Here is a 12,465-nt window from a genome sequence, read left to right on the forward strand (position 1 = left end):
TTTTGATAACGATAAAGCAAACGATAATTATTATCAATTAAATTGTTAAGAAATATATCTTTGTATCAGAATGCAGGAATAAAAAAACCCGCTCGATTGAGCGGGTTAAAAGAGAGGAACTGCGGTTATTGTTTAAATCGTTCCGGGAATTCCATTTCACTGTAGCGAACGAATTTTGTTCCTTTCGTCAGCTTGTAGCCAAACCAGATAACGAGGAACAGCGGAATACCAATGTAGGTCGCCGTCACGGCGCCCCAGTCAATGGTGTCCGCCAGGAACGCTTCATAGTTCTGTCCCAGCGTAATGATCAGGCACAGAATGAAGGCGAAAATAGGACCCAGTGGGAAGAAGCCGGAGCGATACGGCAGCGAGTTAATATCGTGACCCTGCTTGACGAAGCCACGGCGGAAACGGTAGTGGCTAATAGCAATCCCCAGCCAGGCAATAAAGCCCGTCATCCCGGACGTGTTAAGCAGCCAGAGGTACACCGTCTGGTTGCCAAACATGGAGGTCAGGAAGCACAGACCGGCAATCACCGTTGTGGCGTAAAGCGCGTTACGCGGTACACCGCCACGGGACAGCTTCGCGAAGATACGCGGCGCCTTACCGTCGCATGCCAGCGTGTAGAGCATACGGGTGGACGCGTACATCCCGGAGTTACCGGCTGAAAGCACAGCGGTCAGGATAACGGCGTTCATCACTGCCGCAGCTGAAAGCAGACCGGCGTGCTGGAAGACCAGCGTGAACGGGCTGACGCTAATGTCTTTTACGTCATTACGCAGCAGGCTTGGATCGGTGTACGGGATGATCAGGCTGATAATCAGGATCGCGAACACATAGAACAGCAGGATACGCCAGAAGACCTGACGGACCGCACGCGGAATATTTTTCTCCGGGTTCTCTGACTCACCGGCGGCGATACCAATCAGCTCGGTACCCTGGAACGAGAAGCCGACAATCATCGCCACGCCAATCATCGCCGAAAGGCCACCGGCAAACGGCGCATCACCTATCGCCCAGTTACTCCAGCCCGCAGGTTCTGCGCCTTTGAAAATACCAACGATCATCGCCACACCGACGACGATAAAGATGATGACGGTTGCCACTTTGATCAAAGAGAACCAGTATTCCGCTTCGCCGAAACCGCGCACGGAGATGTAGTTCAGCAGGAAGATGACGGCGAGGAACAGGGCGCTCCAGATCCAGCCCGGCGTATCCGGGAACCACCAGTTCATCACCAGCTGTGCGGCGACAAGGTCAACGGCGATAGTGACCGCCCAGTTGTACCAGTAGTTCCAGCCCAGCGCGAAGCCGAAGCCTTCTTCAACGTATTTTTGACCGTAGGTCGAGAACGAACCGGATACCGGCATGTACGCGGCCAGTTCGCCGAGACTGGTCATCAGGAAGTACACCATCAGGCCAATCAGGATATAAGAGAAGAGTGCCCCACCCGGGCCGGCTGCCGAAATCGTTGCGCCAGAGGCAACGAAAAGACCTGTACCGATTGAGCCGCCAATGGCGATCATCGTCAGGTGACGCGCCTTGAGTTCACGACGTAGCGTGGGCGCTTCTGTGGTTTTAATTTCTGAAACCATATGAAAATGCTGTCCATTCAATAAATGAGGCGCGATTGTAGCAGACGATCCGCGTTCCTTCCGGCAGAAATACTCAGTTATAAGAGAGCTTCATGACTCGGCCAGGATTATAAGTAAAGCATAAAAATGTGGGGTGACAGGCGCGCGTAGCCCCGGTAAGCGAAGCGCCACCGGGGAACGTTAAATGGCGCAGTAGCGCAGAAAACGCTGCAGAGAGCTGGAAAGGTGTTTCTGACGATGATGGATGCACCATAGCGTGCGCACCAGTTTCGGCAACGGAACCGGGATTTCAACCAGCGACCCCGTCTCAAGCTGTTCGGCAATGACGCGCCGGGAAAGACAGCTGATCCCCAGGCCATGACGCACCGCGTGCTTGATAGCCTCAGAGTTCCCAAGCTCCATCCCTAACTGGAAATGCGGCAGATGGGAAAGCAGCAGATAATCGACAATTTCACGCGTGCCGGAGCCCTGCTCGCGCAGGATCCACTGCGCCTGCGCCAGGCGCTCCAGCGTCACCTCGCCCTGCAATAACGACGAGGCCGGGGACGCAAACACCACCAGCTCATCCTCCAGCCAGGGCTCGGCAATGATATCGACGTTATGGCAGGGTCCTTCGATGAGGCCGATATCCACGCGGAAATCGATCACCGCGTTGATAACGTCCTGGCTGTTACCCACGCTCATCTCCAGCGGCAGGGTCGGGAAATCCCGGCGGTAGCGGGCAATCACTTCCGGCAGAATGTAGTTCCCAATGGTGCTGCTGGCGTAGACGCGGATCGCGCCGTTGTCTTCGCGGAACAGCTGTTCGATTTCGATAGCCTGCTCCAGCAGCGCCAGCGCGCGTGGATAAAGAAGACGGCCGTGCTCGTTGACTACCAGTCGCTTCCCTACCCGGTCGAACAGCTGCACGCCCAGCTGTCCTTCAAGATCGGTCAACGCCGCGCTGACCGCAGACTGCGAGAGCGCCAGCATTTGTGACGCCTGGGTCGTCGAGCCGCTTTTCAGCACCTCGGCAAACACTTCCAGCTGACGCAATGTAATGTGCATAGTTGCTTACCACTTATATAGATTGATTATAAGTATATAATCAATTTTATTTTTAAGCCAGAGCGCCGTAACCTTTAGCCAGACAAAGGAGAAGGTTATGTCAGAAATCACCTTACAACATCATCGTACAGTGTGGCACTTCGTGCCGGGCCTCGCGCTTAGCGCAGCAGTGACCGCCGTAGCATTATGGGGCGGCAGCATCCCGGCTATCGCAGGCGCAGGTTTCAGCGCGTTGACGCTGGCCATTTTGCTGGGCATGGTCGTGGGAAACACCGTTTACCCGCATATCTGGAAATCCTGCGACGGCGGCGTGATCTTTGCCAAACAGCACCTGCTGCGTCTCGGGATCATCCTTTACGGCTTCCGTCTCACCTTTTCGCAGATTGCGGACGTGGGCGTGAGCGGAATTGCCATCGACGTCCTGACCCTGACCAGCACCTTTTTGCTGGCCTGCTTTATCGGCCAGAAAGTCTTTGGCCTGGACAAGCAAACCAGCTGGCTGATCGGTGCCGGGAGCAGTATCTGCGGGGCCGCAGCGGTGCTGGCAACAGAGCCCGTCGTTAAAGCCGAAGCCAGCAAGGTGACCGTGGCGGTGGCGACGGTGGTGATCTTCGGTACGCTGGCGATCTTCCTCTACCCGGCAATGTATCCGCTGGTGGCCCACTGGTTTAGCCCGGAAACCTACGGCATCTATATCGGTTCGACCATGCACGAGGTGGCCCAGGTAGTTGCGGCAGGACATGCCATTAACCCGGAAGCTGAAAACGCGGCGGTGATTGCCAAAATGCTGCGCGTAATGATGCTGGCGCCGTTCCTGATTTTCCTCGCGGCGCGGGTTAAGCAGCTGGCACCGGCAGGCGGCAGCGAGAAAAGCAAAATCACCATTCCGTGGTTTGCGATCCTGTTCATCGTGGTGGCGATTTTCAACTCCTTCCACCTGCTGCCGAAAGCGGTGGTGGATATGCTGGTGACGCTGGATACCGTGCTGCTGGCGATGGCCATGGCGGCGCTGGGGGTGACCACACACGTCAGCGCGTTGAAAAAAGCCGGTGCCAAACCGCTGCTGATGGCGCTGGTGCTCTTCATCTGGCTGATTGTCGGGGGCGGAGCGATTAACCTCGCGGTCCATAGCCTGATGGCATAAACCATCTCGTCCTTCTCCTGCTAACCCGCTATCATAAGCGTTTCGGGTTAGCAGGAGTTTTTTTATGAAATATGTTGGAGCGCACGTCAGCGCTGCAGGTGGCCTTGCGAATGCCGCCATTCGCGCCGCCGAAATCGAGGCGACCGCTTTCGCCCTGTTCACCAAAAACCAGCGCCAGTGGCGCGCCGCGCCGCTCACCGCTGAGGTGATTGATGATTTCAAAGCCGCCTGTGAAAAGTATCACTACGGGCCAGGCCAGATCCTTCCCCACGACAGCTACCTGATCAACCTCGGGCACCCGGTTGAAGAGGCGCTGGAAAAATCCCGCGAGGCGTTTCTTGATGAAGTACAGCGCTGCGAACAGCTGGGGCTGACGCTGCTGAACTTCCATCCGGGAAGCCATCTGATGCAAATCGATGAAGATGCCTGCCTGGCGCGCATTGCCGAATCCATCAACATCACGCTGGACAAGACCAAAGGCGTCACCGCGGTAATAGAGAATACCGCCGGTCAGGGCAGCAACCTCGGCTTTAGGTTTGAACATCTGGCGGCGATCATCGACGGCGTGGAGGATAAATCCCGCGTTGGCGTGTGCATTGATACCTGCCACGCGTTTGCCGCCGGCTATGACCTGCGTACAACCGAGGCAACGAAAAACACGTTCGATGAGTTCGAGCGCATTGTTGGCTTTAAGTACCTGCGCGGAATGCACTTAAACGATGCGAAAAGCGCCTTTGGCAGCCGCGTTGACCGCCACCACAGCCTGGGCGAAGGCAACATTGGCCACGATGCGTTCCGCTTCATTATGCAGGACGCCCGCTTCGACGGTATTCCGATGGTGCTGGAAACCATTAATCCGGACATCTGGGCAGAAGAGATTGCCTGGCTGAAGGCACAGCAAACCGCTGAACAGGCGGCATAAAAAAAGCCGGGTGCATAATGCAACCCGGCTTTTTTGTGGTTTATCGCTTACGCTGCTTTCGCCACGACTTCCGCTTCCGGACGTTTCAGCACCGCGTATGACAGACCCGCCACCAGCGTACCGGCAACGATGGCCAGCAGATAGCCCAGCACCGGGGTAATGGCGCCAGGGATCAGCAGTACGAACAGACCGCCGTGTGGTGCCATCAGCTTCGCGCCAATCGCCATGGAGATCGCCCCGGTCACTGCACCACCCGCGATACAGCACGGCAGTACACGCATTGGGTCACGGGCCGCGAACGGAATGGCACCTTCGGTAATGAAGCACAGACCCAGTACCAGCGCGGCTTTACCGCCTTCCTGCTGCGCTTTATCGAACTTACGACGGGCAATAATCGTCGCCAGGCCGAGCGCCAGAGGAGGCACCATACCTGCCGCCATGATCGCTGCCATCGGTGCGTAGGTCTGGGTACTCAGCAGGCCAACACCAAAGGCGTACGCCGCTTTGTTCACCGGACCACCCATGTCGGTACACATCATGCCGCCGAGAATTGCGCCCAGCAGAACCGCATTCGCGGTGCCCATGGTTTGCAGCCAGTGGGTCAGACCCGCCAGGATGCCCGCAACCGGCTTACCAATCAGGTAAATCATCGCCAGGCCGACCACCAGGCTGGAAATCAGCGGGATGATCAGAATCGGTTTCAGCGCTTCCATACTCTGCGGCAGCTTGAGCTTCGAGCTGATGAGCTTCGCGACGTAACCGGCCAGGAAGCCCGCGATAATCCCGCCGATAAAGCCAGAACCGGTGCTCACGGCCAGCATACCGCCGATAAGACCCGGCGTCAGGCCAGGACGGTCAGCGATGGAGAAGGCAATAAAGCCTGCCAGAACGGGAACCATCAGTGCGAACGCGGAACCGCCGCCAATCTGCATTAACGCAGCGGCCAGCGTGCCTTGCTCTTTAAACGCGGTAATACCAAATGCGAACGAGAGGGCGATACACAGACCACCCGCAACCACCATCGGCAGCATGTAAGACACACCGGTCAACAGATGGCGATAGGCGCCTGCAGACTCTTTCTTACCTTCCGTCGCGGTTTGACGCGCGCCGGTTGCCTGATACGGCTTCGCTTCCACCAGCGCTTTATCAAACTCCTGCGCGGTCTTTTTCAGCGCCAGGCCGGTAGACGTGCGGTACATTGGCTTACCGGCAAATTTCGCCAGGTCCACTTCGATATCCGCCGCCACAATCACCAGATCGGCCTCAGCCACTTCTTCAGGGGTGATAGCGTTGCCGGCACCGACGGAGCCGCGCGTTTCAACTTTAATCCACCAGCCGCGTTTTTTCGCTTCGGTTTCGATGGCCTCAGCCGCCATGAAGGTGTGAGCCACGCCCGTCGGGCAGGCCGTCACCGCAACAACGCGTTTCGGACCCGTGGCCGCAGCCGGTGCCGTCGCGACAGGCACGCTGTAGACAGACGCGTGCCCTTTCGCTTCGCTCAGGAACAGTTCCGGATGTGCCACCGCGCGATTAATATCGCCCAGCCACACTTTTTTGCCGTTCAGCGCACTGTCAGCCGGGATGTTGTCGCCCAGGACAATGACCAGTTCGGCATCGCCCGGGTTATCAATGATCTCGAGATGTGCTTTGTTCGCCGCCGCTCCCAGCAAGGTCTTCGCCATATAGGCGCGAGCCTGTCCGAGACCGGAGTCAATGATCAGCAGCGTTTTCATTATTCCTCTCCTGCTGTTAGTTAAAAGGTTTTAAGTCAACGCGCGCCATCATCGCGGCTAACTGGGTACGATCGGTAATACCGACATTGCTCTGGCTTACGGCCAGGGCAGCAACGGCAGTGGCAAGACGTAAAGTATGTTCACTGGATTCACGCATCAGCAGACCATAAATCAGGCCGCCAACCATTGAATCCCCTGCGCCAACGGTGCTGACAACGTCAACCGACGGCGGTTTGGCGATCCATTCGCCAGAAGCGTTAACCCACAACGCTCCTTCTGCACCAAGCGAGATAACCACGTGAGCGATACCCTGCTCGCGCAGCGCATGGGCAGCGTCAATCACATCTTTTAATTCCGGCAGCTTACGACCCGCCCAGATCTCCAGCTCGCGGCGATTCGGCTTCACCAGCCACGGCGAGGCTTTCAGACCGGCAACCAGCGCGTCGCGGCTGCTGTCAAAAATAATGCACGGGCACTGGCTGCGCAGGCGCGTCATCCAGTCGGTAAACGCTTCAGGGCTCACGCCGGACGGCAGGCTGCCGCTGACGCAGACCATGTCAAACTGACCAAGCCAGGTCAGAGAGTCGTTAACAAAACGCTCCCAGTCAGACGGCGTCACTTCGAAGCCAGAGAAGTTCAGATCGGTCACTTCACCGTCTTTCTCCGTCAGCTTGACGTTGATTCGGGTGCGGCCCTGAACAACCTGAAAACGGTTGGCAATGCCCAGCTCGCTGAACAGCTGCTGGAAACCATCCTGGTTATCTTTACCGAGGAATCCACCCACGGTGACGTCGATACCGAGATCCTTGAGCACTTTCGCGACGTTAATCCCTTTGCCCGCAGCATGCAGGCCAGTGGTACGCACGAGGTTGACTTCGCCGCGCTCAATTTCCGGGCAAAATCCTACCAGGTCATAAGCCGGGTTCAGCGTAATAGTCGCAACACGTCTGCTCATTATGCGCCCTCCCCCAGACCTGCCGCGATGGCGTCGCCAATCGCTTTCAGCGCCTGTTCAGCATCAGCACCCTGCGCGGTGAAACGCAGACGGTGGCCTTTCTTCACGCCCAGCGCGACCACTTTCATCAGACTACGGCCGTTGGCCGGTTTGCCCGTGCCATCAAGATTCGCCACGGTGATCTCACTCTCGAATTGTTTAATGGTATTCACCAGCATGGTGCCCGGACGGGCATGCAGGCCGTGCTCGTTGCGTACCACGAACTCCGCGGTCTGCACGTCTTCGGTCGGCGCATCATCGCTGGTCAGCAGTGCCAGCACGGTCGAGGCATCAGCGTTCAGCAGTTTTTCAGCTTTGTTGTTCAGCAGCAGATCGCCAAGACGCTTCAGCACGGAAACCGGCTGCTCATCGTTCATTGCCACGGTCACCAGCATGGCCGCGCGCTCGCCTTCTACGTCAAACGCATTGGCCGCGCGGCTCACGGCGATAGCGCTGCGCAGGTTGCCTTCAGCACTGTCATTCAGCCAGATACCCTGACCCAGATTCAACGGCTTATCGTTAATCACGCGCGTCACAAACGTGGCATCCGCCGCGCCGGCTTCTTTCAGACGACCCGCGTTCAGCGCCTGCAGCGTCACCAGATCGGAGGCAACCACGTCCAGCGTCAGCGTTTCGTTATCCAGCTTCAGCGCTTCGCTCTGTTTTTCGCCCATCAGCAGGGCGCGCAGCTCTTCAGCTGTGGTCGCGGACTTCAGCTGTTCAGCCACATCGTCATCGCTCAGGACATGCGTCAGCTGACGCAGCAGGCCTAAGTGTTCGTCGCTGCTGGCCGCGATACCGATAGCCACATACGCCACCTGACCGTCGCCCCAGAGCACGCCCTGCGGGAACTGATAAACCTTAACGCCGGTTTTCAGCACCTGATCGCGGGTGTCGGTTGTGCCGTGCGGAATGGCAATGCCATTGCCGAGGAAGGTTGAGGTCTGCTGCTCGCGGGCCAGCATGCCGTTTACATAGCCGTCCGCGACGTTACCCGCCTGCACAAGCGCAGCGGCAACCTGGCGAATAGCCTCTTCTTTATCCCCGGCCTGAGCGCCCGGGTGGATATCCTGAACAGATAACTGGAACATGGTTCTCCACTCCTGCTGAACTTGAATCGTTTCAGCTTTAATGAGAAAAAATGCGCTAGCCTGCTCCGTTTGTTAAAACAAGATAGCGCTGAAACGTTTCAAAAAGTCTTGCGCTTTCTGCAATATCTTGCAAGTAAACTCGTATTTGCGATATCAGAATTTAGAGATACAGCACATTTCTTCTTCGTTCAGCTGAATTTTGCTGAAGTTCAGCAAGACAGTTTCAGCTAAGGTCAGCCGGGTGGGACGGAAGTTGAAATGCCATTTTGATTTTTCGTGGCATCATTGACCGCACCCACTGTTTATTTTTTAGCTGACGGCGTAAACTCCGCCCCTCTCTGCTACTCGCTAATTATAAAACATGCATAACACCCCTGCGGCCGTCTCGCCGAAGCCCTTTGATTTGACCTCAGCGGCATTCCTGGTTGTTGCCTTCTTCACGGGCATTGCCGGTGCGTTACAGACGCCAACATTGAGCCTATTTCTGACAAATGAGGTTCACGTCCGTCCGGCAATGGTCGGCTTCTTTTTTACCGGAAGCGCCATCATCGGCATCCTGGTCAGCCAGTTTCTGGCGGGACGCTCCGACAGAAAAGGCGATCGCAAAAGCCTGATCGTTTTCTGCTGTCTGCTCGGGGTCATGGCCTGCGTTCTGTTCGCCTGGAACCGCAACTATTTCATTCTGCTCTTCGTCGGGGTATTCCTGAGCAGCTTTGGCTCAACGGCGAACCCTCAGATGTTCGCCCTTGCCCGCGAACACGCCGACCATACCGGACGTGAAGCGGTGATGTTCAGCTCTGTCCTGCGTGCTCAGGTGTCGCTGGCATGGGTGATTGGCCCGCCTCTGGCTTATGCGCTGGCGATGGGTTTTGGCTTTACGGTAATGTACCTGAGCGCGGCCGTCGCGTTTGTGGTGTGCGGCGCGCTGGTGTGGTTCTTCCTGCCGTCCATGCGCAAAGAGCCGAAAGTGGCAACGGGCGTGCTGGAAGCGCCGCGCCGTAACCGCCGCGATGCCCTGCTCCTGTTTGTTATCTGCACGCTGATGTGGGGCACCAACAGCCTGTATATCATCAATATGCCGCTGTTTATTATTGATGAACTGCACCTGTCGGAGAAGCTGGCGGGCATCATGATGGGCACCGCGGCCGGGCTTGAGATCCCGACGATGCTCATTGCGGGCTATTACGCAAAGCGCTTCGGAAAGCGTTTTTTAATGCGCATCGCCGCCATCGCCGGTCTGCTGTTTTATATCGGTATGCTGACGGTACATACGCCGGGGCTGATGCTGGCTTTACAGCTGCTGAACGCCATCTATATTGGCATTCTCGCCGGGATAGGGATGCTCTATTTCCAGGATCTGATGCCGGGCCAGGCAGGCTCTGCCACCACCCTTTATACTAATACCACCCGCGTGGGCTGGATTATCGCGGGCTCAATGGCCGGTGTCGTTGCAGAAATCTGGAACTATCACACGGTGTTCTGGATTGCGCTGGTGATGTGCACGCTGACGATCGGCTGTCTGGCGAGGATTAAAGACGTTTAGGGCGCGGTGAGCGCTTCCAGCTCAAGAAGGTACGTCATCGCCTGCCCTCGCGTGCTGCCACACATTTCGGCAGTGGGCTGAAGCCCGGAGCAGACTTTCGGGCGCAGCGGTGAGCCAAAGATCATGCACAGGTTCGTTTCCGAGAGCTGAACGCAGCGGGTATTGGCAGGCTTGCCCTCCGGCATTCCTGGAATGGGGCTTGAAATGGACGGTGCAGTACAGCACGCGCCACAATCGGGACGACAATCCATAAATGCTCTCTTTCGCTGACGATCGCCCGCGCAGTCGGGCATCGCGCGCACAGTAACACCTTTTGCGTATTGATAGCAAAAGCCACGAATTCCTCTTGCCTGAAAGGCCGCGCGCGAGTAATTTGGCGCGATATTTTTTACCTCCCGTAAACAGGATTACTGCAATGCCAAGAGCGAACGAAATTAAGAAAGGTATGGTGCTGAATTACAACGGCAAACTGCTGATTGTGAAAGATATCGACATTCAGGCACCCAGCGCCCGTGGTGCAGCAACGCTGTATAAAATGCGTTTCGCCGATGTGCGTACCGGCCTGAAGGTGGAAGAGCGCTTTAAAGGTGACGATATCGTCGATACCGTGACCCTGACCCGTCGCTACGTTGATTTCTCCTACATCGACGGCAACGAATACGTGTTCATGGACAAAGAAGATTACACCCCGTACATCTTTACCAAAGATCAGATTGAAGAAGAGCTGCTGTTCATCCCTGAAGGCGGCATGCCTGACATGCAGGTTCTGACCTGGGACGGCGTGCTGCTGGCGCTGGAGCTGCCTCAGACCGTCGATCTGGAAATCGTGGAAACCGCACCCGGCATCAAAGGCGCATCCGCAAGTGCGCGCAACAAACCGGCTACCCTGACCACCGGCCTGGTTGTGCAGGTGCCGGAATACCTCTCCGCTGGCGAGAAAATCCGCATCCATATCGAAGAAAAACGCTATATGGGTCGCGCTGACTGATTGCGGCGTTTGTCGGGTGGCGGCTTCGCCTTACCTGACCTGCAAAAACACAAAAACCGGCTCTCAGGCCGGTTTTTTGTAGGCCCGGTAAGCGTAGCGCCACCGGGCAACAGAGCTTACAGAAGCTCCGGATACTTCGTCATCTTCAGCGCCAGCTCGACGCCGCGCACTTCCGCCATCCCTTTAAGACGGCCAATCGCCGAATAGCCCGGGTTGGTTTTCTTACGCAGATCGTCCAGCATCTGGTGGCCGTGATCCGGACGGAACGGGATAGGACGCACATCGCCCGCCTGCTTGCGACGCGCCTCTTCCGCAAGAATGGCGTCTACCACCGCTACCATATTCACATCGCCGCCCAGGTGCGCCGCCTCGTGGAAGGTTTTTGGGTTCTCTTCGCGGCAGGTCGCACGCAAGTGCGTAAAGTGAATGCGATCGCCAAAGGTTTCAATCATCCGCACCAGGTCGTTATCCGCACGCACGCCGTAGGAGCCGGTACACATGGTGAAGCCGTTATAGATGCTGTTTACCGTATCCTTCAGCCACTGCATATCTTCAATAGTGGAAACAATGCGCGGCAGGCCGAGGATAGGACGCGGTGGATCGTCCGGGTGCACCGCCAGACGCACACCAGCTTCTTCAGCAACCGGCACGATAGCGCGCAGGAAGTACGCCATGTTTTCACGCAGCTGCTGCTTATCAATATCGCCATATTCCGCCAGGCGCGCGCGGAACTGATCCAGGGTATACCCCTCTTCCGCGCCCGGCAGGCCCGCAATGATATTACGGGTCAGCTTTTCGATGTCTGCATCACTGGCGGCGTTAAACCACGCAAGCGCCTGCTGCTGCTCTTCCGCGGTGTAATCCGCTTCGGCGCCAGGGCGTTTCAGAATGTGCAGCTCAAACGCCGCGAAGGCGATCTGGTCGAAACGCAGGGCTTTCGAGCCGTCCGGCATCTGATATTCAAGGTCGGTACGCGTCCAGTCGAGGATAGGCATGAAGTTATAGCAAACCGTATCAATGCCGCAGGCCGCCAGGTTGCGAATGCTCTGCTGATAGTTAGCAATCCAGGTCTGGTACTCCCCGGAATGGGTTTTGATGTCTTCGTGAACCGGGATGCTCTCTACCACAGACCAGGTTAACCCCTTCTCCGCCAGCAGCGCCTGACGCTGTTGAATTTCTTCAACCGGCCATACCTGACCGTTTGGAATATGATGCAGCGCCGTGACGACACCCGTTGCGCCTGCCTGGCGCACATCATCAAGAGAAACCGGATCGTTCGGCCCGTACCAACGCCAGGTTTGTTCCATTGCCTCACCCTCTTAAGTTGTTATACCAATATGCGTTACTGCAATGACGACTACCATACATGTTTACCGTTAAGGGTCAACATACCGCCACACATTGATTG

The 12,465-nt window shown here is 56.7% G+C and carries 11 protein-coding genes; 4 read left to right on the forward strand and 7 right to left on the reverse strand.

Going from position 1 to position 12,465, the window contains the following annotated elements; all coding sequences use genetic code 11:
- Window positions 1-125 precede the first annotated feature (125 nt).
- A complete protein-coding gene (locus tag NI40_RS15125; protein ID WP_023336352.1) occupies window positions 126-1,595 on the reverse strand; it encodes an amino acid permease in 1,470 nt (489 codons plus the stop codon).
- A 180-nt stretch (window positions 1,596-1,775) separates the two neighbouring features.
- Window positions 1,776-2,642: a DNA-binding transcriptional regulator YeiE gene (gene yieE, locus NI40_RS15130; RefSeq protein WP_023312476.1), complete on the reverse strand. Its 867-nt coding sequence runs from the start codon at window positions 2,640-2,642 to the stop codon at window positions 1,776-1,778.
- 97 nt (window positions 2,643-2,739) lie between these two features.
- Between yieE and NI40_RS15135 the strand changes: the two genes are divergently transcribed.
- Window positions 2,740-3,786: a YeiH family protein gene (locus NI40_RS15135; protein WP_033146035.1), complete on the forward strand. Its 1,047-nt coding sequence runs from the start codon at window positions 2,740-2,742 to the stop codon at window positions 3,784-3,786.
- A 64-nt stretch (window positions 3,787-3,850) separates the two neighbouring features.
- Window positions 3,851-4,708 carry a deoxyribonuclease IV gene (nfo, locus tag NI40_RS15140; RefSeq protein WP_039263165.1) on the forward strand — a complete coding sequence of 286 codons (858 nt, stop codon included), beginning with the start codon at window positions 3,851-3,853 and terminating at the stop codon, window positions 4,706-4,708.
- A 47-nt stretch (window positions 4,709-4,755) separates the two neighbouring features.
- Here nfo and fruA read toward each other — a convergent pair whose 3' ends face one another.
- The 3 genes from fruA to fruB are packed head-to-tail and all read right to left on the reverse strand — an operon-like array spanning window position 4,756 to window position 8,526.
- Window positions 4,756-6,441: a PTS fructose transporter subunit IIBC gene (fruA, locus tag NI40_RS15145; protein WP_039263166.1), complete on the reverse strand. Its 1,686-nt coding sequence runs from the start codon at window positions 6,439-6,441 to the stop codon at window positions 4,756-4,758.
- Window positions 6,442-6,457: 16 nt separating this feature from the next.
- On the reverse strand, window positions 6,458-7,396 hold the full coding sequence (fruK, locus tag NI40_RS15150) for a 1-phosphofructokinase (RefSeq protein ID WP_014170919.1): 939 nt from the start codon (window positions 7,394-7,396) through the stop codon (window positions 6,458-6,460).
- Window positions 7,396-8,526 (reverse strand): fused PTS fructose transporter subunit IIA/HPr protein, encoded by a 1,131-nt coding sequence (fruB, locus tag NI40_RS15155; protein WP_039263167.1) that lies wholly within the window; start codon window positions 8,524-8,526, stop codon window positions 7,396-7,398. Before fruB ends, fruK begins: the two co-directional genes overlap by 1 nt.
- 361 nt (window positions 8,527-8,887) lie before the next feature.
- Here fruB and setB point away from each other — a divergent pair, with 361 nt between their 5' ends.
- A complete protein-coding gene (setB, locus tag NI40_RS15160; RefSeq protein ID WP_039263168.1) occupies window positions 8,888-10,069 on the forward strand; it encodes a sugar efflux transporter SetB in 1,182 nt (393 codons plus the stop codon).
- Here setB and NI40_RS15165 read toward each other — a convergent pair.
- A complete protein-coding gene (locus tag NI40_RS15165) occupies window positions 10,066-10,320 on the reverse strand; it encodes a YkgJ family cysteine cluster protein (RefSeq protein WP_023312483.1) in 255 nt (84 codons plus the stop codon). The two genes, setB and NI40_RS15165, sit on opposite strands and share 4 nt — an antisense overlap.
- Window positions 10,321-10,484: 164 nt before the next feature.
- Here NI40_RS15165 and yeiP point away from each other — a divergent pair, with 164 nt between their 5' ends.
- On the forward strand, window positions 10,485-11,057 hold the full coding sequence (gene yeiP / locus NI40_RS15170) for an elongation factor P-like protein YeiP (RefSeq protein ID WP_008500940.1): 573 nt from the start codon (window positions 10,485-10,487) through the stop codon (window positions 11,055-11,057).
- Between the two features lie 116 nt (window positions 11,058-11,173).
- Here the strand turns inward: yeiP and uxuA are convergent, their stop codons facing one another.
- Window positions 11,174-12,364: a mannonate dehydratase gene (gene uxuA, locus NI40_RS15175; RefSeq protein ID WP_039263170.1), complete on the reverse strand. Its 1,191-nt coding sequence runs from the start codon at window positions 12,362-12,364 to the stop codon at window positions 11,174-11,176.
- Between the last annotated feature and the right edge of the window lie 101 nt (window positions 12,365-12,465).

Source organism: Enterobacter sp. E20, assembly GCF_000801755.2.
GTDB lineage: Bacteria > Pseudomonadota > Gammaproteobacteria > Enterobacterales > Enterobacteriaceae > Enterobacter > Enterobacter asburiae_B.

Bases quoted from the DNA above. Each gene is read 5' to 3' on its own strand.
- NI40_RS15125 (WP_023336352.1), bottom strand. From the start codon at position 1,595: ATGGTTTCAGAAATTAAAACCACAGAAGCGCCCACGCTACGTCGTGAA.
- yieE (WP_023312476.1), bottom strand. From the start codon at position 2,642: ATGCACATTACATTGCGTCAGCTGGAAGTGTTTGCCGAGGTGCTGAAA.
- NI40_RS15135 (WP_033146035.1), top strand. From the start codon at position 2,740: ATGTCAGAAATCACCTTACAACATCATCGTACAGTGTGGCACTTCGTG.
- nfo (WP_039263165.1), top strand. From the start codon at position 3,851: ATGAAATATGTTGGAGCGCACGTCAGCGCTGCAGGTGGCCTTGCGAAT.
- fruA (WP_039263166.1), bottom strand. From the start codon at position 6,441: ATGAAAACGCTGCTGATCATTGACTCCGGTCTCGGACAGGCTCGCGCC.
- fruK (WP_014170919.1), bottom strand. From the start codon at position 7,396: ATGAGCAGACGTGTTGCGACTATTACGCTGAACCCGGCTTATGACCTG.
- fruB (WP_039263167.1), bottom strand. From the start codon at position 8,526: ATGTTCCAGTTATCTGTTCAGGATATCCACCCGGGCGCTCAGGCCGGG.
- setB (WP_039263168.1), top strand. From the start codon at position 8,888: ATGCATAACACCCCTGCGGCCGTCTCGCCGAAGCCCTTTGATTTGACC.
- NI40_RS15165 (WP_023312483.1), bottom strand. From the start codon at position 10,320: ATGGATTGTCGTCCCGATTGTGGCGCGTGCTGTACTGCACCGTCCATT.
- yeiP (WP_008500940.1), top strand. From the start codon at position 10,485: ATGCCAAGAGCGAACGAAATTAAGAAAGGTATGGTGCTGAATTACAAC.
- uxuA (WP_039263170.1), bottom strand. From the start codon at position 12,364: ATGGAACAAACCTGGCGTTGGTACGGGCCGAACGATCCGGTTTCTCTT.